The sequence below is a fragment of the Microbacterium sp. G2-16M genome (assembly GCF_055809115.1).
This window is the reverse complement of the sequence record NZ_CM147897.1, coordinates 2,747,383-2,768,814: the sequence shown is the minus strand read 5'-3', so window position 1 is coordinate 2,768,814 and position 21,432 is coordinate 2,747,383. Positions and strand designations below refer to the sequence as shown.

The window sequence follows — 21,432 nt, the reverse complement described above, 5'->3', positions numbered from 1 at the left end:
AGGGTGCGTGTGCAGATGAGCTGGTACCGGGAGCACCGCACCTGGCGCAGCGGCGCCTGGGGGTTCGAGCTGCGCGATGACGAGATCGCCGACCTCACGTTCGAGGGACGGCGCGTGCTGCGCAGCATCCGCGCCGTCGTCCGCGACGAGGACTGGAACACTCCGGTCATGGTGGTGGACGCCGTCGATGACGGCACGCCCGGGCAGCTCATGCTGCAGGTGCACTCCACGGGCTTCGGCGCCGACCTGCATGGGACGCTCACCGCGACCGCCACCGGGGACGCCTTCGAGGTCGAGCTCGAGCTGGGCGCGCATGACGAGTTCTGGACGAACCGCACCGGGCTGGTCGTGCTGCACCCGCCGCAGACCGCCGGCACGCCGTTGAAGGTCGTCCATTCCGACGGCACGGTCGAGAAGACCGCGTTTCCGCGGCAGATCAGTCCGCATCAGCCGGCATTCGACATCGCCGGGCTGCAGTGGCGGGATGCCGGCGCCGACATCCGGCTGCGCTTCGGCGGCGACGTGTTCGAGATGGAGGACCAGCGCAACTGGACCGACGCGTCGTTCAAGACGTACAGCCGCCCGCTGGCGCTCCCGTTCCCGTACCGGCTGGCGGCCGGTGAGGTGATCAACCAGACGCTGCGCGTGCGGGTGCACGAGACGACTGCGACGTCGGCGGCGGTCGGCACTGACGCCCGGATCACGCTCGCTGCCGGCGGCGCCTTCCCGGTACTCGGTGTCGGGGCGGCGACCGCGCCCGATCCCGCTCCGGCGTTCGAGGCCGCGGGCATGCCGGTGCTCGTCGAGCTCGACCTGCGGACGCCGAACTGGCGCGCCGCGCTGGAGCGTGCGGCTGCCGGGGCGACCGCACTGGACGTGCGGTTCGTGCTCGACGGGAGCGGCGGCGATGGTGCGGCATCCGACGTCCTGGGTGACGGAGTGCGCGCGCTGGCCGGCCTGCCGCTGCTGCGGGTGGCGGCCTTCCCGTCCGACGGCCCTGCTCGGCACGTCTCGGATCGCGCGGCGACGGCGGCGCTGCGAGCGCAGCTGGCCGCTGCGAGCCTCGACATCGCCGTGGTCGGCGGCGTCCGGTCGCACTTCACCGAGCTGAACCGCGAGCACGCCCGGCTGCCGGAGGACCTGGACGGCATCACGTTCAGCATGACCCCGCTGTTCCACAGCCCGGCCACCGAGCAGCTCGTCGAGGCCGTCGCCATCCAGCGTCTGGTCGCCGAGCAGGCGGTCGAGATCGCCGGCGGCGCGCCGGTGCACGTCGGACCGGTGACCCTGCGCCCGCACTTCAACGACGTGGCCACCACGCCGCCGCCGGGCCCGGGCCGCACCGATCTGGCCGAGGGGTACGGAACGCAGCTGACCGACGCCGACGACGAGCGCTACGACGCGCCCGAGCTGGCGGCCTGGACGATCGCGAGCTTCGCGGCGCTGGCAGTCCCGGGCGTGGCGACCGTGGCGCACTTCGAGCAGTGGGGTCCGCGCGGATGGGTGCGTGCGGACGGTTCCGCCCGGCCGGTTCTGGCCGCACGCGAGGCGCTGCGGACGCTGATCGGAACGACACTGCTGCACGGCGACAGCCCGGATGGCCAGGTGTGGGCCGTCGGCGGCGTCGCGGCGGATGCCACGACCGTGCTGGTCGCAAACCTCGACCGCCGGCAGCGCACCCTCATGGTGGGTACGCCGTCGGGCGAGGCATCCGTCGCCCTGCCACCGGGCGGCTGGCAGCGCGTCGAGATGCGCTGACACCGATCAGAGGCCGGTCAGCGCCCGGTCAGCCGCGCCAGGACCGCGCCGCGCTCGTCACGCGTGATCTGCTGTCCCGTCCACGGTTCGTCATCCACCGCCGCCTGCGCGGCGGCGAGCTTGCCCTTCATCGCCTCGCGCACCTCGATGTAGGCCGGATCATGGTAGACGTTGCGCACCTCATCGGGGTCTTCGGCCAGGTCGTACAACTCCCATTCGGCCGGGTACTCGAAGAAGCCGGCGCCCGGCAGCCCGAGGCTGGCGTTGTAGAAGTAGATGATCTTGTAGCGATCGTCACGGTAGCCATAGTGCGCGGGCGCCTTGTGGAACCAGTCGTCGTTCTCCCAGTAGCGGTAGTACATCCCCTCTGCCGGTGGGGATGTCGGCGCGCCGATGAGGTCGCCCCAGAAGCTGCGGCCCTGCATCCGCTCATGCGGAGCGGCACGGGCGGCGTCGAGGATCGACCGGGCGAAGTCGACGTTCGTGACAATCCCATTGTGCACAGTGCCCGCCGCGATCTGACGCGGATAGCTCATCACCATCGGCATCTGCAGCGACTGTTCGTACATGAAGCGCTTGTCGAACCAGCCGTGGTCGCCGAGGAAGAAGCCCTGGTCTGACGAGTACACCACGACGGTGTCGTCGAATTCGTCGCGGGCGTGCAGCCAGTCCAGCACACGGCCGACGTTGTCGTCCACGGATGCCACGCACCGCAGGTAGTCCTCCATGAAGCGCTGGTACTTCCACAGCGCCAGTTCCTCGTAGCTGAGGCCCTCGGGCGGGTCGACCTTGAGGTCCTCTTTGTTCAGGTAGTCCACGATGCGCATCAGCGCGCGGCGTGCCGACCCCGAGCGGGTGTCGTAGTCATCCCAGAACGTGCCCGGCACCGGCACGGGGTCGGTGTACATGTCCTGGTGCTTCGCATCCGGCTGCCACGGGCGGTGCGGCGCCTTGTGCCAGATCAGCACGCACCACGGTTCTTCGCCCTCCAGGCTCTCCAGCCACTTCAGCGCGAGGTCGGTGATCAGGTCGGTGGCGTACCCCTCCTCATGGCGGATGCCGTCGGCCGAGAGGAACCGCGGGTTGAAGTACTCGCCCTGGTTGATCAGCACGTCCCAGTAGTCGAAGCCTTGCGGATTCGCCTCCGGGCCTTCGCCCATGTGCCACTTGCCGACCACCGCTGTGCGGTAGCCAGCCTGCTTGAGCTGCGAGATGAACGTGGGCTGGCTCGCGTCGATCGGGGTGAACAGCGTCGTGACGCCGTTGATGTGACTGTAGGTACCGGTCAGGATCGACGCCCGGCTCGGCGAGCACAGCGAGTTCGTCGCATAGCAGCGGTCGAAGCGCACCCCGTGCTCGGCGATCTCGTCGATGCGCGGCGTCCGGTTGACCACCGACCCATACGCGCCGATCGAGTGCGCGGCGTGGTCGTCGGTGAGAAAGAAGATGAGGTTGGGGCGGCGACCGGTCTCTGTCATGGGAGCTCCTGTTCGGGTCGGATCGGCTGATCAGCGTGCGCGCACCACGACCTGCGTCGTGGTGGACGCCAGCGCGTCGGCGGTGGCTGTGACCTGGACGGTGCCGACCGCGCCCGCACGCACGACGGCCAGCAGTCGACCGTCGTGACTGGTGCAGCTCGGGCCGGCGAATGACTCCTCGGTGCGTGCGCGGCCCGACGCGAGGCCGGCGAGTTCGCCGCCGTCCACCTGCACGGTGACGACCGCGTCGTGGTCGCAGGGCACGGTGCCGGCGGCATCTTCGAGTGTGATCGGCAGGTAGACCAGGTCACCCGGCGCCACGAGATCCGCCTCCGGACGCACGACGAGCCGTACTTCCTGGGCCGCGGAGCGCAGCGTGTGCGAGCCGATGATCACCCCGGCCCGCCGCGCGACAGCGGTCAGCTCACCGGGGTGGTAGGCCACCTCGAACGTGGCGATGAAACGCTTGCGCTGACCCACCGGCGCGGTGCCCAGCGACCGGCCGTCGAGCAGCAGCTCGACCTCGTCGGCGTCGGCGTACACGTCGACGGTGACCGGTGCGCCGGCCGCGGCATCCCAGCTCCACGACGCGACGGAATCGTTCCAGCTCCACGGGGTCGTCGCCGTCGGCCGCCCGTGGTCGGCCGGCGGATGCACGGCGATGTACGGATCCGCGCGCAGGCCGAACACGATCTCGCGGTAGTACGAGATCGGGCGACGGAAGCCGGTGATGTCAATGTCACCGCAGCCTGCCAGCAGATACGGGTAGGGGCCCGCCGTGCCGGTGGGCTGATAGCCGGGCTCGTCGCTGTAGTCGACCCGGCCGATGCCCGCCTCACCGATGTAGTCCCAGCCCGTCCAGGTGAAATCGCCGATCACGTGCGGCAGCTCGTGCACGAGCGCCCACATCGCATCGATGTGCGCCGGGAAGGTCTCAGAGCCGACGATCACCCGGTTCGGATAGTCGGCGGCGTCCTGCCGGTACCGCGAGTCGGCGTAGTTGAAGCCGACGACGTCGAGCACGGATGCCGATTCCTCGATCGAGTCCGACACGAACGCCGAGGCGTTCATCCGCGCCATCTGCTCGCCCATATCGGCCATCATCGTGTTCGCGCCGGCATCGAGATCCGCCGCGATAGCAGCGGCCAGCTTGTCCATGTTCGCGATCACGCCGTTGATGCCGTTGGTCACGAACCGGGTCGGGTCCAGGCGCCGGAACTCCTCGGCGAGCCGGCGCCCCCACACCGCCCCCAGCGGCGTGGCCAGCTCGAGGATCTCGTTGCCGATCGAGTACAGGATCACGCTGGGATGATTGCGGTCGGCGGTGACGATGCGCGCGACGTCGTCGGGCCACGTGTCGGGGAAGGCCAGCGAGTGGTCGAAGGGCGTCTTGGCCCGGGTCCACACGTCGCTGAGCTCGTCCATCACCAGCACGCCGTGCCGGTCGCAGGCATCCAGCAGCGCGCGACTGGCCGGGTTGTGCGCGCTGCGCACGGCGTTGAACCCGGCGTCCTTCAGCAGACGCACGCGGCGGTCCTCGACCTGTGCGGTGGCGGCGGCGCCGAGCGGCCCACCGTCGTGATGGATGCATGCGCCGCGCAGCGTCACCGACTCGCCGTTGATGCGCAGACCGTGCTGCCGATCCAGCTGCAGGGTGCGGATTCCGAAGGTCGTGGCATCATCATCGACCACCCGGCCGTCGATCGCCAGCTGCGTGCGCACTGTGTACAGTGCGGGGTGCGCGCTGCTCCACAGCGCCGGATCGGTCACGGTGAGCCGGGCTCGGGCGGTGGCCCGCTCACCGGGCAGCACGGTGATCGGCGAGGTGCCGGCGGCGACCTCGCGATCCGCCGCATCGAGCACCTGCCAGCGCAGTCTGGCCAGCGCGGTGTGCCGGGTGCGGTTGACCACATCGGTGGCGACCTGGACGATGGCCCGCTCGGCGTCGACGTCGGGCGTGGTCACCGCCACCCCGGCGAGGGGAATGTGCACCGGGTCGGCGACGACCAGGTGCACCGGCCGATAGATGCCGGCGCCGGTGTACCAGCGGCTGTCACCGTGGGCGCGCGCCTCGACGGTCAGCACGTTGGGCCCACCGAACCGCAGAAATGCGTCGGCGTCGACGGTGAAGCCGGTGTAGCCATTGGTGTGCCGGCCTGCGAGCGCGCCGTTCAGGTACACCGCCGCATCACGGTAGACGCCCTCGAACTCGATCGCCACGACGCGGTCACGCCAGGCCTCGGGTATGTCCAGCACGCGTCGGTACTCGAAGACCCCGCCGGGAATGTAGCCGGAGTGCACGCCATGCTCGGCAGCGCGCGGCAGGTCGCGCAGCGCGTCATGCGGCAGCGTCACCGCTACCGGGCCCGCGCCGTCCGGGGCGGCCTCGAACACGCCGCGCTTGGGCTCGACGGTCCAGCTGCCCAGCAGTGGCCTGCGGATCATGATGCGCTCCCGCTCCCGTCTGCCGCGAAGTCACGGACCAACCCGCTGATGAAGCTGTTCAGTTCGCGCGCCATGTCGGTCGCGCTGCGATCCAGCAGCCACTGCACCTGCAGCCCGTCCATCAAGGCGATGGTGGCCACCGCCGCACGGTACGGATCGACTCCGGGTGCCAGCCGCCCGGCGGCCGCGACGCGCTCGAACACCGCGGTCGTGGCGGTACGGACGAACTCATAACGCTGGATGAAGTAGTCGTGCGCCGGGTGGTCCGATGTCGTCGCCTCGGCCGACAGGGTGCAGTACAGCTCGACCACGCCGGGGATCGATGCGTTGCGCGCGGCGAGCGCCACTAGTCCGTGCAGCGACTCGGCACCATCGGGTGCATCGAAGTCGACGAGCTCGCGCGCCCGGTCGTCGCGGTGGTCCAGCACCGCCTGCAGGAGTGCGCTCTTGTTCGGGAAATGGTGCAGCAGACCGGCGCTGCTCATCTCCACGCGTGCGGCGATCTCGCGCAGCGAACCGGCGCGGTAGCCCGACTCGGCGAAGACCTCCAGCGCCGCGTCGAGGATCGCTCTCCGGGTCAGAGCGCTTTTGGCGTACTCTCCGCGGGGCTTAGTCACGCGTGGCGTGGCCCGTGCGGTCGTGCTGTTCGACATGGTGTCACCGTATCCTCCGACCGCGCCGCACCGGCGAGGGAGAAGACCTTCCGCCGTCAGTTCTATAACGAATTTCTCGCATTCGTTAGGTTTCCGTGTTGAAAACCTATCGCATGATCGAAATTCGTGTTAGCTTCTCCGCCAGACGGCGATCCACAGGGGTATCGCCCAAGAAGGGATAACGATGTTCCGTTGGAAAGCTCCAGCCGCAACAGCCGCGGTCATCGCTGCCGCTGCTCTCGTCCTCGCCGGTTGCTCCTCCGGCGCCAGCGATGACACATCCGGCAACGCCTCCGGCGGCACACTGACCCTCGGCGCGATCGTCGCGCCGCAGACCTTCGACCCCGCGGGTGCACAGTGGGGCAATGCGTCGCCGTTCTACCAGGCGGTCTACGACACGCTCATCCTGATGAAGCCGGATGGCACCGTCGCACCGATGCTCGCCACCAAGTGGGTGTACAACGACGACGACACCGTGCTGACGCTGACCATCCGCGACGATGTCACATTCACCGACGGCAGCAAGCTCACCGCCGATGTGGTTCGCGAGAACCTGCAGCGCTTCAAGGACGGCACCTCACCGGATGCCGCAGGCCTTGCCGGCGTCAAGAGCATTGAGGCGCCGGACGACACCACGGTCGTGCTGACCCTGGACGCACCCGACCCCGCACTGCTGAACAATCTGAGCCGCGACGCGGGGCTGGTCGGCAGTGCAAAGTCGCTGACCGCTGCCGATCTGGCCACCAACCCGGTCGGTTCGGGCCCGTATGAGCTGGACACCAAGGCCACCGTCACCGGCACGTCGTACACCTACACGAAGAACCCGGACTACTGGAACAAGGACCTGCAGCACTACGACAAGCTCGTCATCAATGTCTACTCCGACCCGACCGCAGCACTGAACGCGATCAAGGGCGGCGCAGCCAACGCCGTCAAGCTGGCGAGCAACGACAGTCTCTCCGAAGTCGAAGCCGCCGGCTGGACGGTCAACAAGAATGAGCTCGACTTCCAGGGTCTGATGCTCTATGACCGCGCGGGCACCATGAACAAGGCGCTGGGCAACGTCAAGGTGCGCCAGGCGATCAACATGGCCTTCGACCGGGCCGCTCTACTGAAGGCGGTCGGCGGCGGATACGGCACGGTGACAGAGCAGGTCTTCCCCGAGAGCTCGGTCGGCTTCGACAAGGCGCTGGACACCACGTACAGTTACGACCCGGCTGGCGCCAAGCAGCTGCTGGCCGACGCGGGGTACCCAAACGGCTTCACGCTGGAGATGCCATCCACCTCCCTCCTGGGCTCCAACACCTTCAATCTCCTGGCCCAGCAACTCAAGGACATCGGGATCACGGTGAAGTACACCGACTCGGGCACCAACTACATCACCGACATGCTCGCCCCGAAGTTCCCCGCGGCCTTCATGGCACTGGAGCAGAACCCGGACTGGCAGCTGATCCAGTTCATGATCTCGCCGACTGCATCGTGGAATCCCTTCCACTACTCGGACGACACCGCCAACGGCTACATCGCGAAGATTCAGAACGGCGACGAAGCCGCCGTCAAGGACCTGAACAAGTACATCGTCGACCAGGCGTGGTTCGCGCCGCTGTACCGCGTGCAGGGCAGTGTCGCGTCGGATGCGAACACGTCGGTGAAGATGCTCGTCACCAACGCGTTCCCGGCCATCTACGACTTCACGCCGAAGTCCTAGGGACCCATCACATCGGGATCGGGTCCGCCTGCGGGCGGGCCCGATCCTCGATCTCCGGGAGCATCGCATGTTCATGTTCATCGTCCGCCGTGTCATCTCCGGCGTCGTCATGGTGTTCGCGATCTCAGTGATCGCCTTCACCCTGCTGTACCTCGGTGGCGGCAACATCGCCCGCAATCTGCTGGGCACCAACGCCACCCAGGACACCGTCCTGAAGAAGGCGCACGAGCTGGGGCTGGACCGCCCGCTGCTCACGCAGTACTGGGATTGGCTCACCAGTGCGCTCGGCGGCGACCTCGGCCGCGCCTGGACCACCGGCCAGCTGGTCTCGGTCTCGGTGACGACCCGCCTGTCCGTCACGCTGTCGATCGTGATCGGCGCGGTGCTCGTCTCGGCCATCCTGTCGGTCGTGCTCGGCGTGCTCGCCGCGCGACGCGGCGGCTGGATCGATGCCGTGGTCCAATTCATCGCCGTCGTCGGGTTCGCCGTCCCCGGGTTCCTGATCGCGCTATATCTGGTGCTGACCTTCGCGATCAACCTGCATTGGTTCAAGGCCGTCGGCTACGTGCCGATCACCACTTCGCTCAGCGGCTGGCTGGCATCGGTCACGCTGCCGATCGCCGCGCTGTCCATCGGCGCGATCGCCTCGGTATCGCAGCAGATCCGCGGATCGGTCATCGACGCGTTATCGCGCGACTACGTACGGACGCTGCGCAGCCGGGGCCTGGGTATGAATCGCGTCGTCTACAAACACGTGCTGCGCAACGCCGGCGGCCCCGCCCTGGCCGTGCTGGCACTGCAGTTCGTGGGACTGATCGGCGGCGCGGTCGTCATCGAACAGGTCTTCGCCCTCCCCGGCATCGGGCAGCTCACGGTGCAGGCGACCACCGCCGGAGACATCCCGGTGGTCATGGGCGTGGTGATCGCCACGGCGATCATCGTCATCATCGTCAACCTCGCCATCGACCTGGCGCAGGCAGCCCTCAACCCGAAGGTGCGACTGTCATGACCGCCATCGACGTCACCCCGACCGTTCCAATTCCGCCGACCGCTCCCGCCCATGCCGGCCTGGTGCGCCGCCTGCTGCGCCGCCCCCTCGGCCTGGCGTCGGCGATCTTCCTCGTCATCGTCACGATCATCGCGATCATCGGCCCATGGATCGCACCGTACGACCCGAATCACGCGTCCATCCAACTCGTACTGGCCCCACCTGGGCCAGGGCATCCGCTCGGTGCCGACAGCAGCGGTCATGACGTGCTCTCGCGCCTGCTCGCCTCGACCCAGACGAGCATGGCGGCAGCGCTGCTGGCCCTGGTGGTCGCGGTCATCCTCGGCGTGACCTCGGGCCTGATCGCCGGCTACTACCGCGGCTGGTTCGACGGCGCGGCCACATGGGTGACCGGGCTGATCATGGCGCTGCCCGGCATGGTCGTGCTGCTGGCCGCGCGCACCGTGCTCGGCCCGTCGGTATGGCTGGCGATGCTGGTGTTCGGCGTGTTGCTGGCGCCCGCCTTCTACTGGCTCGTGCACGCGGCGGTCACCGCGGTGCGCAAAGAGCTCTACGTCGATGCGGCACGCGTGTCGGGTCTGAGCGACTCCCGCATCATCGGCCGGCATGTGCTCTCGGTCGTGCGCGCCCCGATCATCATCCAGGGTGCGATTGTGATGGGCATCGCCATCGCGATCCAGGCCGGGCTCGAGTTCCTGGGCCTCGGCGACACGACCGTGCCGACCTGGGGCCAGATGCTCAACGACGGCTTCATCAACATCTATAAGGCGCCGCTGCTGATGCTGTGGCCGTCATTGGCCATCGCGCTGACCTGCATCGCACTGACGCTGCTGGCCAACGCGCTGCGTGACGAGCTGGAGCGCACCGTCGTGGTGCGCCGCCGACGCCGCCGCGCGGTGACCACCGCGACCGGCTCGATCGCTGCGGTCACCACCTCGGTGTCGACCAGCGGCGGAGACATCGACCCGTTCGAGGATTCCGGCGAGCTGCCGCTGATCGGCGAGACGATCGTGCACCCGGACGCCTTAGCCGACAAGTCTGCGACGCTGCTGCGCGTGCGCGATCTGCACGTCGGCTACGACCAGCCGGACGGGTCGCTGCTGGAGGTCGTGCACGGCGTCAGCATGGACATCCGTCGCGGCGAGGTGCACGGCCTGATCGGTGAGTCGGGTTCGGGTAAGAGCCAGACCGCGTTCGCCGTGCTCGGGCTGCTCCCCCGCGGCGGCCGGGTGTCGGCCGGCACCATCGACTACGACGGTGTCGCCCTGGCGGATGCCGCCGAGCGGGCCTACCACGGCATCCGCGGACGCCGTATCGCGTACATCCCGCAGGAGCCGATGTCGAATCTCGATCAGTCGTTCACGATCGGCAGCCAGCTCGTCGAACCGCTCCGGCTGAACCTGGGCCTGGGCAGGCACGAGGCGCGGGAGAGGTCGCTGGCACTGCTCGAGCGGGTCGGCATACCGGATCCGCAGCGCACGTTCGACGCCTACCCGTTCCAGGTTTCGGGCGGCATGGCCCAGCGCGTGCTGATCGCCGGCGCGGTCTCGACCGATCCCGACCTGATCATCGCCGACGAGCCGACCACCGCATTGGATGTCACGGTGCAGGCCGACGTGCTCGACCTGCTGCGCGACCTGCAGCGCGAGCGCGGCATGGCGATGCTGCTGGTCACGCACAACTTCGGCGTCATCGCCGATCTGTGCGATCGGGTCACCGTGATGCAGCAGGGGCGGTTCGTCGAGTCCGGCCCGGTGCGGACCATCCTCGGCAATCCCGCGCATCCGTACACGAAGACGCTGCGCGACGCCATCCTGGAGGGCGGCCCGGCCCGCCCCGCCTACATCTCCGGAGCTTCGTCATGACCGATCCGCTGCTTTCTGTTGACAACCTCACAGTGGAGTACCCGGGCAAGGGCCTGCGCGCGGCGCCATTTCAGGCGCTGAAGGGCGTCTCGCTCGACATCCGCCCCGGCGAGACGGTGGGCCTGGTCGGCGAATCCGGGTCGGGTAAGACCACACTGGGTCGTGCGCTGCTGGGTTTGGCGCCGGTCACCTCGGGCACCGTCAGCTACGACGGCGCCGACATCTCGCACCTGCGGCGCCGCGAACGGCGAGTGCTGGCCGGCGAGATCCAGGTGATCTTCCAGGACCCGTACTCGTCGCTGAACCCGAATCTGACCATCGAGCAGATCCTGACCGAGCCGCTGACCGCCAGCGGTACCGACCGCACCGTGGCCCGCACCCGGGTGCGCAGCCTGCTCGAAGAGGTGGCCCTGCCCGCCGACACGCGCAGCCGACTGCCGCGCGAGTTCTCCGGCGGCCAGCGGCAGCGCATCGCGATCGCGCGCGCACTGGCCCTGGACCCGAAGCTGATCGTGTGCGACGAGCCGGTCTCGGCGCTGGACCTGTCCACGCAGGCGCGCGTGCTGGATCTGCTGATCGACATCCAGCAGCGCACCGGGGTGGCGTATCTGTTCATCACCCACGACCTCGCCGTGGTGCGTCACATCAGCCATCGCGTCGCGGTCATGTTCCGCGGCGAGATCGTCGAGAGCGGCGACGGCGATCAGGTCACCTCGCACCCGGTGCACCCGTACACGCAGCGACTGTTCATGGCCGCGCCGGTGCCCGATCCGGATCGGCAAGAGCAGCGCCGTCGCGAGCGGCACGAGTTCTTGGCCGAGTTCGCCGTCGAATCAGGAGAAGTCGTATGAGCACGCCCACCACGACCGACAGCGTCTCGGTCGCCCACCTGCGACCTCTGCTGAACAGGCTCACCCTGGAGCAGAAGGCCGCGCTCGTCCAGGGCGCCGACTTCTGGACGACTGTGCCGCTGCCCGAGATCGGGCTGCGCGCGATGACGCTGTCCGATGGCCCGTCCGGGGTGCGCGGTCCTCGGTGGGACGAGCGCGAACCGTCCTTGAACCTGCCGTCCGGGTCGGCGCTGGCCGCCTCGTGGGACGCGGACCTCGCCTACCGGTACGGTGCGGCCGCGGCATCCGAAGCCCGCCGCAAGGGCGTGGATGTCGTACTCGGCCCGACCATCAACCTGCACCGCTCACCCCTAGGCGGCCGGCACTTCGAGTGCTTCAGCGAAGACCCCGAGCTGACCGGCGAACTGGCCGCGGCATACGTGCGCGGGATGCAGGAGAACGGCGTCGGCGCCTGCCCGAAGCACTTCGTCGCCAACGACTCCGAAACCGACCGGTTCACGATCGACGTCGACGTCGACGAGCGCCCGCTGCGCGAGCTGTACCTCGCGCCGTTCGAGCGCGCCGTGCAGGCCGGCGCCTGGACCGTGATGAGCGCATACAACTCGGTGCACGGCGTCACGATGACCGAGAGCGACCTGCTGCAGACGCCGCTGAACAGCGAGTGGGGCTTCGATGGCGTGGTCATCAGCGACTGGACCGCGGTGCGCAGCCTGGCTGCCGTCCGTGCCGCGCAGGACCTCGCGATGCCCGGCCCGGCGCCCGCCTGGGCAGACCTGGTCTCAGCCGTCCGCGACGGCCGCGTGGATGAGGCAGACCTTGACCGCAAGGTGCTGCGGATGCTGCTGCTCGCCGAGCGGGTCGGCGCCCTCGGCGACGTGCCGGCGACAGTGCCGGCGCCCATCGACGGTGTGGCGTTCGCCCGCGAGGCGGCCGTGGCGGGCACGGTGCTGCTGCGCAATGACGGCGTGCTGCCGCTGGACGGCGCGGCGCTGCGCCGGGTCGCCGTGATCGGGCACAACGCGCGCGATGCGCGCACCCAGGGCGGCGGCAGCGCCACCGTGCTGCCCGACCACATCGTCTCGCCGTTGGACGGCATTCGCGCGGCATTGCCGGGCGCCGAGGTGACATACGAACTCGGCGCCGTCGTGCAGGAGGGCGTCGCCGGGTTTCCGCTCGCACAGATGACCAACCCCGCCACCGGCGAACCCGGCCTGCGGGTCACGTTCCTGGGCGCAGATGGTGCCGAGCTGTTCACCGAGGACCGCCGCGCCAGCGAACTGGTGTGGTTCGGCGGTGATGCCCCGATCGCACAGACTTCGACCGTCGTGCTGGCGACCCGGTTCACGCCGACCGAGACCGGCAGGATCGAGCTGGGCTTCGCCGGTGTCAACCCGGGCCGGATCTTCGTCGACGGCGCGCTGCTGCTCGAGGACACCCCCAGCATCGGCGAGGGCACCGACCTCGGTGCCGCGTTCTTGAACCCGCCGTCGGTGACGACGCCGGTCGCGGTCACGGCCGGCGTGCCGGTGATGCTGAGCGCAGAGATCCGACTGGAATCCGAGTCGGGGGTGGGCGGGACGCTGAGCGCGTCGCTCGGCGTGGCCGCGAAGGCTGACGACCCCGATGACCTGATCGCGCAGGCGGCGGCAGCCGCCGCCGCGGCCGACGTCGCGATCGTCGTGGTCGGCACGAACTCGAAGGTCGAGTCCGAGGGCTACGACCGCACCAGCCTGGCACTCCCGGGCCGGCAGGATGACCTGGTGCGCGCAGTGGTCGCCACCGGCACGCGCACGGTCGTGATCGTCAACGCCGGCTCGCCGGTGCAGCTGCCGTGGGCCGACGAGGTGTCGGCCGTCGTGCAGGGCTACTTCGGCGGCCAGGAGTTCGGCAACGCGCTGGCGGACGTACTCACCGGTGCGGCCGAGCCGGGCGGGCGACTGCCCACCACCTGGCCCAAGGGGCTGGCCGACGTTCCGGTCACCGATGTCACCCCGACCGACGGCGTGCTCCGCTACGCCGAGGGCATCCACATCGGCTACCGCGCCTGGCTGCGCGCCGATACCGAGCCCGCGTACCCGTTCGGGCACGGCCTGGGCTACACGACCTGGTCGTGGGATGCCACCCAGCGCGACGGCGACGCGCTGCGGGTGACGCTGACCAACACAGGCGCGCGCGCCGGCAAGCAGGTCGTGCAGGTGTACGCGCAGCGGGTCGATTCGACGCTCGAACGTCCGGTGCGCTGGCTGGTCGGCCATGCCGTGGTGCGCGGCGCGGCAGGCCAGACGGTGACCGCGGCGATCGAGCTGCCGGCGCGTCGGTTTGCGCACTGGGACGGCGCGTGGGTGCACGAACCGGGCGGCTTCACGCTGCAGGTCGGGCACTCGGTCGCCGAGCTGCCCCTGCAGATCGACTGGGAGGTGTCGGAGTGAGGGCGGTCACCGGCGCGCTGCGCGGCGAGGCCGACGAGCGCCTGGCCGAGATCGTCGACCGGCTGCAGGCGAGCCTGGCTGCCGACCCGGACCTGTCGTTCCAGGCGGCCGCGTACCACGACGGCGCGCCGGTGCTGGATGTCTGGGGCGGTCCGCACCTGGAGCGGGACTCGCTGATGGTGCCCTTCTCGGTCACCAAGAACACGATCGGGCTGACCATCGCGCTGCTCGTGGAACGGCGAGAGCTCGACCTCGACGCGCGCGTGGCGCAGTACTGGCCGGAGTTCGCCGCCAAGGGCAAAGGCGAAGTGACGGTGCGGATGCTGCTGTCCCACCAGGCGGGGCTGCCACAGGCGACGCCGACACTGGCGTGGGCGGACGTGCTCGATCATCATGCCGCTGCGCACAAGCTCGCGGCATCCGCCCCGTTCTGGCAGCCCGGCAGTGGCTTCGGCTACCACGCGGTGACGATCGGCAACCTGGCTTCCGAGCTCGTGTTCCGGGTCACCGGGCGCACCCTGCACGACGTGTTCGAGCACGACATCCGCGCGCCGCATGACCTCGACGTCCATCTCGGCCTGCCGCCAGAACTGGACGCGCGCCGGGTGCCGGTGCTGCCGATGATCCAGCCCGTATCCGACACCACCGCACGAGGGTGGTCGGGCCTCGCGGAGCGGACCATGACGATGGCGGGGCCGCCGGTGGACCTGGCGAACGACGAGGCGAGCTGGCGGTTCGGCCACCCGGCCGGCTCCGGCACCGTCACCGCGCGCGGCCTGGCCCGGATGCTCGCCCTGGCGGTCACCGGCGTCGGCGACGCCGCGCCGTTCCTGAGTGCCGACACCGTCGAGGTCGTCGGGCGCCAGCAGGTGCGCGGCTACGACGAGGTGCTCGGCCAGCACGGCCGCGCGCACGCGATCGTATTCCAGAAGCCGTCGGCGCAGCTCGCGTTCGGCGGACCGCGCGCGTTCGGGCACGACGGCGCCGCCGGAGCGCTGGCCTGCGTCGACCCCGACACCGGCGTCACGTTCGGCTACACCATCGCCCGCGGGCCGTGGCCTGGCGGCGCCGACCCCCGCGCCGTGGCGTTGGCCGCCGATCTCGGCCGCATCCTGACCTGACCCGACGAAGAACGGACGCCATGACCGCCCTGTACAACCCGCTCGTGAGCGGCTTCCACCCCGATCCGAGCGTCGTCCACGTGGGCGACTGGTACTACCTGGCGACATCCTCGTTCGAATACCTGCCGGGCATCCCGATCCACCGCTCCCTCGACTTCGAGACGTGGGAGTTGATCGGCCACGTTGCGACCAGACGCGGCCAGCTCGGCGCGGCAGACGTGCCGACCGGGGGCGGTGCGTGGGCGCCGACCATCCGCCATCACGACGGTGCGTTCCACCTGGTGATCACCGACGCGATGGGCCGCGGCATGCTGCACTTCACCGCGACGGACGCGGCGGGACCGTGGAGTGACGGCGACCTCATCCGCGTCGCAGACGGCGCCGACGGCGTCTCGGGCATCGATCCCGACATCGCCTGGGATGCCGACGGCACGACGTACATCACGTTCTCGGGCCTGCTGTTCGACGGCGCGATGGACCCGAACGCGCCGACCCACCTCGGCATCCAGCAGGTACGTGTCGACCTCGCCGCGCACCGGGCACTCGAGCAGCCGCGCTTGCTGTGGTCGGGCACGGGCCTGATGTTCCCCGAGGCACCGCACCTGTATGAGATCGACGGGCACTGGTATCTGCTGATCGCCGAGGGCGGCACCGAGCGCGGGCACGCCATCTCGATCGCTCGCGGCACCGCGCCGACCGGCCCGTTCGAAGGCGCGCCGGGCAATCCGCTGGTGTCAGCCCGCTCGACGCCGCGGCCCGTGCAGAACACCGGGCACGGCGATCTCGTGCTCGGGCCCGACGGCACCTGGCTGTGCGTGCTGCTCGGCGTACGACCGCGCAGCGGAACCCGCGCGTTCTCCGCCCTCGGCCGTGAGACGTTCGTCACCCCGGTGACGTGGGTCGACGGCTGGCCGGCCATCGCGCCGGTGGCCCTGCACCCGCGGCCCGGCACCCGCGTGCAGGTCGGCTTCGACGAACCACTGGATGCCGAGTGGATCGCGGTGCGCCGCTTCCCCGCCGACGTCGCCGACCTCACCACCCGCCCCGGATGGCTCACGCTGCATGCGGACGGGTCCGGGCTGGACGACCCCGCGCCGGTATTCGTCGGCCGCCGCCAGGAGCATCTGGCCAATGCCGTGACAGTACGCCTGGATGCCTCTTCCGGTGCCGGTGGTCTTGCCGTCCGCTACTCCGAGACCTTCCACGCCGAGATCGAGGTCGTGGGAACGACGATCACGGCACGTGCGTCATTCGGCGGGCTCGTGCAGGAGTGGTCCGCGCCGACGCCGGGCGGTGTCGTCGACCTGCATCTGGATTCACGGCGTCCCGAAACGGGTGCCGCCGCACTCACGTCGACCAGCGACGTGTTCCATCTCGGCTTCACACCGGACGGCGGGCAGCGCGTCGACCTCGCCACCTTCGATGGACGATTCCTCTCCAGCGAAGTGGCCGAGTCGTTCACCGGCCGCGTCATCGGAGTGTATGCGACAGGCGGCGTCGTCCACGTGCAGCGCTGGGTCGCGGAAGGCGAAGACGAATGAACCCGATCGCCACCCTGCGGGCAGAGTTGCGCGAGGACAGCTCCTTCGTCGCCCGTGCCACTCCGCGGCTGAGCTGGACGGTCGCGGCAGACGAACCCGGCTGGATCCAGGCTTCCGCCGATCTCACCGACGGACTCACGACGATCACGATCGACGGACGCGACAGCGTTCTCGTCGCGTGGCCGTTCGCGCCGCTGGATGCCGGCGAGGTCAGGGACATCCGCGTTCGCGCGCGCTCCACATCGGGCGGTGCAACCGGGTGGAGCGAACCTCTGCGCGTGGCCGCCGGCTTCCTCGCCGACGGTGAGTGGATCGCTGAGCCGGTGGGTCTGTCGGCTCCGGACCGCGAAGCGCAGCCGGCACTGGTGCGGACGACGTTCACGCTGGATCGCCCCGTCGCCCGGGCTGTGCTGTTCTGGACCGCGCTGGGCGTCGCCGAGCCCGAGATCAACGGGTCGGCCGTCTCGGACGACGTCCTCTCCCCCGGCTGGACCGCCTACCGTGATCGACTCGTGCACGAGACCGTCGACGTGACCGCCCTCGTGCATGCGGGTGAGAATGTGCTCGGCGCGACGATCGCCGGAGCCTGGTACACCGAGAAGTACGGCTTCTTCGCGTTCGCCGACCGTCTGTACGGAACGCAGCCGTCCTTCCTCGCCCAGCTTCGCGTCAGCTATTCAGACGGCTCGACCCAGACCGTCGCGCCGACCGGTGCCGGGTGGACGGCGACCGGCGACGGTCCCATCGTCGACAGCGGCATCTACCCGGGAGAGCATCAGGATCTTCGTCGGGCGATGCCGGGCTGGTCGCGACCGGGCACGGACGCGACGGGATCGGGAGCGCGGACATGGACGCCGGCGCGCGTCGGCGCGGCCGCGAAACCGGGCTACGAGAACGTTCCGGTGCCCGAGGCGCGCATCGCACCGCCCGTGCGAGAGATCCAGACGCTTCCGGTCGCCGAGGTGCTGACGACACCGTCGGGCCACAGCATCCTGGACTTCGGTCAGAATCTCGTCGGCCGCCTGCGAATGCGCGTGCGCGGCCGTGCCGGGCAGCGCGTGGTCGTCCGCCATGCCGAGGTGCTCGAGAACGGCGACCTCGCACTGCGCCCCCTCCGCAACGCGGCTGCGACGGCGACGTTCGACCTGACCGACCAAGCGGCCGTGCTGGAGTCTCGCTTCAGCTTCTACGGATTCCGGTACGCCCGGATCGACGGGATCGACATCGAACCGGCAGACGTCGAGGCCGTCGTGCTGCACACCGACATGACGCGCACCGGCTGGTTCTCGACATCAGACGAACTGCTCGATCGACTGCACGAGAACGTGGTGTGGGGAATGCGCGGCAACTTCCTGTCGATTCCCACGGACTGTCCCCAACGCGACGAGCGCCTGGGCTGGACCGGCGACATCCAGGTGTTCTCGCCGACGGCATCGTTCCTGTACGACAGCGATGCCTTCCTCACCTCGTGGCTGCGCGATCTGGCGCTGGAGCAGCGCCGCAACAACGGCGCCGTCACCCTGGTCGTGCCGGCGGCGCTGCCGGCATTCGGCGGCGGGGGCGCCACGGCCGCGTGGGGCGACGCGGCGACCGTGCTGCCGGTCGTGCTGTACGAGCGCTTCGGCGACCTCGGCATCCTGGCCGCGCAGTACGCGAGCATGCGCGCGTGGGTCGACACCGCGCTGCGGGACGCGGACGACCGCGGCCTCTGGGCAGGCCGGATGCAGCTGGGCGATTGGCTGGATCCGGCCGCCCCGCCGGACAAGCCGGGGCAGGCGAAGGTCGACGGCGACATCGTCGCCACCGCCTACCTCGCCCGCTCGCTGCGCCAGGTTGCGGACGCGGCGGTGCTACTGGGCCGGGAGGCGGATGCCGCGCACTACGCGGAACGCGCCGAGCGCAGTCGCGCGGCCTTCGTCGCCGAGTACGTGACGCCCGCGGGGCGGATGATGAGCGACGCGCCGACCGCGTACGCGCTCGCGCTCGAGTTCGGCCTGGTGACCGATCCCGGCACCCGCCAGGCGCTGGCGGACAGACTCGCTGCGCTCGTGCGCGAAGGCGGGTATCGCATCGGCACCGGGTTCGTCGGCACCCCGCTGGTCACCGACGCGCTCACCGGCGGCGGCCATCTCGCCGCTGCCGCAAGGCTCCTGTTCCAGACCGAGTGCCCCTCGTGGCTCTACCCTGTGACGATGGGCGCGACCACTGTGTGGGAGCGCTGGGATTCGATACTGCCGGACGGCACCGTCAACCCCGGCGAGATGACCTCGTTCAACCACTACGCGCTGGGAGCGGTGGCCGACTGGCTGCATCGGAGCGTGGCCGGCCTCGCTCCGGCGGAACCGGGCTACCGCCGCATCCGCATCGCGCCGCAGCCGCTGACCGGTCTCGACAACGCCTCCGCACGGCACATCACACCGTACGGCGAGGCATCCGTGTCCTGGGAGCGAGATGGCGCCGAAGTCGTGGTGCGCGCCGTCATACCTGCCAACACGACGGCCGAGGTCGCCGGCCGCGACGGCGATCTCGGATCCGGTGCGCATGAATGGCGCATGGCCGCGGCCGCACCCGACGTACCACCCGTCTTGGATGGGCTGAACGCATCACTGGCCGAGGCCATCGACGATCCCCGTGCCTACCGTGCCATCCTCGACACCATCGCCGCCGTCGACCCGCCTCGCGCGGAGGCGGTCCGCGCAGATACCGTCTGGGGCGCGGCACGGACGCTGTCCACCGCGCTGATGTTCACGCCGCCGGACCTGCTGGCCGCCGTCGACGACGCGGTCCGAACCGCCACCGCACGATAGGAAGGAACCCGATGTTCGACCGCCGCTCCACTTTCGGTGACGCCCTGGATGACCCCGCTGGACGCGCGATCCTGGAACGATATCTTCCGGGAATCGCCGCTTCACCGATGGCGGCCCAATACCGCGACGGCCGCCTCGGCTCGCTCGTGGCCTTCGCACCCACTCTGGAGGACCCGGCCGCACGCGAAGAGCTGTGGGCGGCGCTGGCCGAGGTGGGAGATGACGTGCAGCGCGCCCCGTACGCACCCGCGATCGACCCCGACCCGAGCTACGAGGGCGACGAGGTGACGCCGGGATCGGCGCAGCTGACGCTGCCGCGACCGGTCCCGCAGTGGGACGTGCTCGAAGTGAGACTTGACGGTCCGTCGCACGGCAACCCGTTCGTCGACGTCGAACTGGACGCCGTGTTCACCAGGCCGGACGGCAAGACGGTGCGGATGGGCGGGTTCTACGACGGCGACGGCACCTACCTCGTCCGGGTCCTCGCCGACGTCGAGGGCGAATGGACGTTCACGACCCGCAGCACCGCACGATCGCTGGATGGCATCACCGGATCGGCGACGGTGGTCGCACCGCGGGACGGATGCCACGGCCCGGTGCGCGTGGACGGCTTCCATTTCCGGCACGCCGACGGCACCCGGCATCGGCCGATCGGCACCACCGCCTACGCATGGACGCACCAGCCCGAAGCACTGCAGGAGCAGACACTCGCGACTCTGGAGGCGGCGCCATTCCGCAAGCTGCGGATGTGCGTGTTCCCGAAGTCGTACCTGTACAACGCGAACGAGCCGGACGACTTCCCGTTTCCCGGCTCGCTGGCCTCCGGCTTCGACCTGGAACGGTTCGACGTCACGTACTTCCGCCGATTGGAGAAGCGTATCCGGCAGCTCGCCGATCGCGACATCCAAGCAGATCTCATCCTCTTCCACGCCTATGACAGGTGGGGCTTCGCAGACCTGGGGCCGGCCGTGGACGAGCGGTACCTGCGCTACGTCGTGCGACGGCTTGCCGCCTATGCGAACGTGTGGTGGTCGATGGCCAACGAGTACGACCTGCTCTGGGCGAAGGACGTCGAGGACTGGGAGCGGCTGGCGGCGCTCGTCGGCGTCGAGGATGCCGTCGGCCACCTGAACTCGATCCACAATTGTCGTCCGTTCTACGACTACGGCAAGCCGTGGATCACGCATGTCAGTGTTCAGCGGGTCGATGTGTACCGGACCGCGGAGAACACCGACCAGTGGCGCGAGAGGTGGGGCAAGCCGGTCGTGATCGACGAGTGCGCCTACGAGGGCGACATCGACCAGGGCTGGGGCAACATCACCGGCGAAGAAATGGTGCGCCGCTTCTGGGAGGGCGCGGTCCGCGGCGGCTACGTGGGCCATGGCGAGACCTACCTCAGAGACGACGAAGTGCTCTGGTGGTCGAAGGGCGGTGTGCAGCAAGGGTCCTCGCCCGACCGCATCGGCTTCCTTGAATCGCTGCTCGCCGAAGCACCCGAGGGAGTATGGGATCCGCTGCCGTCCGACTGGGATCTCCCCTGGGGCGGCACCGACACCCACCGGGTCGGCTACTTCGGCTTCAACCGCCCGCGCTTCCGCAACCTTTTGCTCCCGGACGGCGACTGGAGCATCGACGTGATCGATACCTGGAACATGACCGTGGACCGACTGCCCGGCACATATCGCGGCACCGTTCGCGTCGACCTGCCCGGGAGGCAGTACATGGCCGTACGGGTCATCCGCGTCTGATGTGCAGCGCGATTGATCT

Annotated in this window: 13 protein-coding genes; 10 read left to right on the top strand and 3 right to left on the bottom strand. The window is 69.5% G+C overall.

From position 1 onward, the window contains the following. Positions 1 to 15: 15 nt before the first annotated feature. On the top strand, positions 16 to 1,758 hold the full coding sequence (locus AC0L6F_RS13050; RefSeq protein ID WP_473538214.1) for a D-apionate lactonase family protein: 1,743 nt from the start codon (positions 16 to 18) through the stop codon (positions 1,756 to 1,758). Positions 1,759 to 1,775: 17 nt separating this feature from the next. Here AC0L6F_RS13050 and AC0L6F_RS13045 read toward each other — a convergent pair whose 3' ends face one another. The 3 genes from AC0L6F_RS13045 to AC0L6F_RS13035 are packed head-to-tail and all read right to left on the bottom strand — an operon-like array spanning position 1,776 to position 6,334. After that, entirely contained in the window at positions 1,776 to 3,236 is a 1,461-nt protein-coding gene (locus tag AC0L6F_RS13045; protein ID WP_274637002.1) for a sulfatase family protein, read from the bottom strand. Between the two features lie 30 nt (positions 3,237 to 3,266). Continuing rightward, positions 3,267 to 5,681, bottom strand: coding sequence for a glycoside hydrolase family 2 TIM barrel-domain containing protein (locus tag AC0L6F_RS13040; RefSeq protein WP_274637001.1), 2,415 nt, complete (start codon positions 5,679 to 5,681; stop codon positions 3,267 to 3,269). Next, positions 5,678 to 6,334 (bottom strand): TetR/AcrR family transcriptional regulator, encoded by a 657-nt coding sequence (locus AC0L6F_RS13035; protein WP_274637000.1) that lies wholly within the window; start codon positions 6,332 to 6,334, stop codon positions 5,678 to 5,680. Before AC0L6F_RS13035 ends, AC0L6F_RS13040 begins: the two co-directional genes overlap by 4 nt. A gap of 184 nt (positions 6,335 to 6,518) precedes the next feature. On the opposite strand from AC0L6F_RS13035, the gene AC0L6F_RS13030 reads away from it, so the two are divergent. From AC0L6F_RS13030 to AC0L6F_RS12990, 9 genes are all read left to right on the top strand, one after another. Then, positions 6,519 to 8,042 (top strand): ABC transporter substrate-binding protein, encoded by a 1,524-nt coding sequence (locus AC0L6F_RS13030; RefSeq protein WP_274636999.1) that lies wholly within the window; start codon positions 6,519 to 6,521, stop codon positions 8,040 to 8,042. A 67-nt stretch (positions 8,043 to 8,109) separates the two neighbouring features. Beyond that, a complete protein-coding gene (locus AC0L6F_RS13025; RefSeq protein ID WP_274636998.1) occupies positions 8,110 to 9,051 on the top strand; it encodes an ABC transporter permease in 942 nt (313 codons plus the stop codon). Continuing rightward, a complete protein-coding gene (locus tag AC0L6F_RS13020) occupies positions 9,048 to 10,916 on the top strand; it encodes a dipeptide/oligopeptide/nickel ABC transporter permease/ATP-binding protein (RefSeq protein ID WP_473538212.1) in 1,869 nt (622 codons plus the stop codon). The genes AC0L6F_RS13025 and AC0L6F_RS13020 overlap by 4 nt, the downstream gene beginning before the upstream one ends. Continuing rightward, positions 10,913 to 11,767: an ATP-binding cassette domain-containing protein gene (locus AC0L6F_RS13015; protein ID WP_274636996.1), complete on the top strand. Its 855-nt coding sequence runs from the start codon at positions 10,913 to 10,915 to the stop codon at positions 11,765 to 11,767. The genes AC0L6F_RS13020 and AC0L6F_RS13015 overlap by 4 nt, the downstream gene beginning before the upstream one ends. Beyond that, complete coding sequence (locus AC0L6F_RS13010; protein WP_274636995.1) at positions 11,764 to 14,196, top strand: glycoside hydrolase family 3 C-terminal domain-containing protein; 2,433 nt, start codon at positions 11,764 to 11,766, stop codon at positions 14,194 to 14,196. Before AC0L6F_RS13015 ends, AC0L6F_RS13010 begins: the two co-directional genes overlap by 4 nt. After that, positions 14,193 to 15,317 (top strand): serine hydrolase domain-containing protein, encoded by a 1,125-nt coding sequence (locus AC0L6F_RS13005; RefSeq protein ID WP_274636994.1) that lies wholly within the window; start codon positions 14,193 to 14,195, stop codon positions 15,315 to 15,317. The genes AC0L6F_RS13010 and AC0L6F_RS13005 overlap by 4 nt, the downstream gene beginning before the upstream one ends. Positions 15,318 to 15,337: 20 nt before the next feature. Further along, the gene (locus AC0L6F_RS13000; protein WP_473538211.1) at positions 15,338 to 16,858 is read left to right on the top strand and encodes a glycoside hydrolase family 43 protein; all 1,521 of its coding nucleotides are present in this window, start codon (positions 15,338 to 15,340) and stop codon (positions 16,856 to 16,858) included. Next, positions 16,855 to 19,665 (top strand): alpha-L-rhamnosidase, encoded by a 2,811-nt coding sequence (locus tag AC0L6F_RS12995; RefSeq protein ID WP_274636992.1) that lies wholly within the window; start codon positions 16,855 to 16,857, stop codon positions 19,663 to 19,665. The genes AC0L6F_RS13000 and AC0L6F_RS12995 overlap by 4 nt, the downstream gene beginning before the upstream one ends. Positions 19,666 to 19,772: 107 nt before the next feature. Further along, complete coding sequence (locus tag AC0L6F_RS12990; RefSeq protein WP_473538210.1) at positions 19,773 to 21,413, top strand: DUF5605 domain-containing protein; 1,641 nt, start codon at positions 19,773 to 19,775, stop codon at positions 21,411 to 21,413. Positions 21,414 to 21,432: the final 19 nt, after the last annotated feature.

Excerpts from the sequence above, each read along its gene's own strand:
- AC0L6F_RS13050 (WP_473538214.1), top strand. The coding sequence starts at position 16 with ATGAGCTGGTACCGGGAGCACCGCACCTGGCGCAGCGGCGCCTGGGGG.
- AC0L6F_RS13045 (WP_274637002.1), bottom strand. The coding sequence starts at position 3,236 with ATGACAGAGACCGGTCGCCGCCCCAACCTCATCTTCTTTCTCACCGAC.
- AC0L6F_RS13040 (WP_274637001.1), bottom strand. The coding sequence starts at position 5,681 with ATGATCCGCAGGCCACTGCTGGGCAGCTGGACCGTCGAGCCCAAGCGC.
- AC0L6F_RS13035 (WP_274637000.1), bottom strand. The coding sequence starts at position 6,334 with ATGTCGAACAGCACGACCGCACGGGCCACGCCACGCGTGACTAAGCCC.
- AC0L6F_RS13030 (WP_274636999.1), top strand. The coding sequence starts at position 6,519 with ATGTTCCGTTGGAAAGCTCCAGCCGCAACAGCCGCGGTCATCGCTGCC.
- AC0L6F_RS13025 (WP_274636998.1), top strand. The coding sequence starts at position 8,110 with ATGTTCATGTTCATCGTCCGCCGTGTCATCTCCGGCGTCGTCATGGTG.
- AC0L6F_RS13020 (WP_473538212.1), top strand. The coding sequence starts at position 9,048 with ATGACCGCCATCGACGTCACCCCGACCGTTCCAATTCCGCCGACCGCT.
- AC0L6F_RS13015 (WP_274636996.1), top strand. The coding sequence starts at position 10,913 with ATGACCGATCCGCTGCTTTCTGTTGACAACCTCACAGTGGAGTACCCG.
- AC0L6F_RS13010 (WP_274636995.1), top strand. The coding sequence starts at position 11,764 with ATGAGCACGCCCACCACGACCGACAGCGTCTCGGTCGCCCACCTGCGA.
- AC0L6F_RS13000 (WP_473538211.1), top strand. The coding sequence starts at position 15,338 with ATGACCGCCCTGTACAACCCGCTCGTGAGCGGCTTCCACCCCGATCCG.
- AC0L6F_RS12995 (WP_274636992.1), top strand. The coding sequence starts at position 16,855 with ATGAACCCGATCGCCACCCTGCGGGCAGAGTTGCGCGAGGACAGCTCC.
- AC0L6F_RS12990 (WP_473538210.1), top strand. The coding sequence starts at position 19,773 with ATGGCGGCCCAATACCGCGACGGCCGCCTCGGCTCGCTCGTGGCCTTC.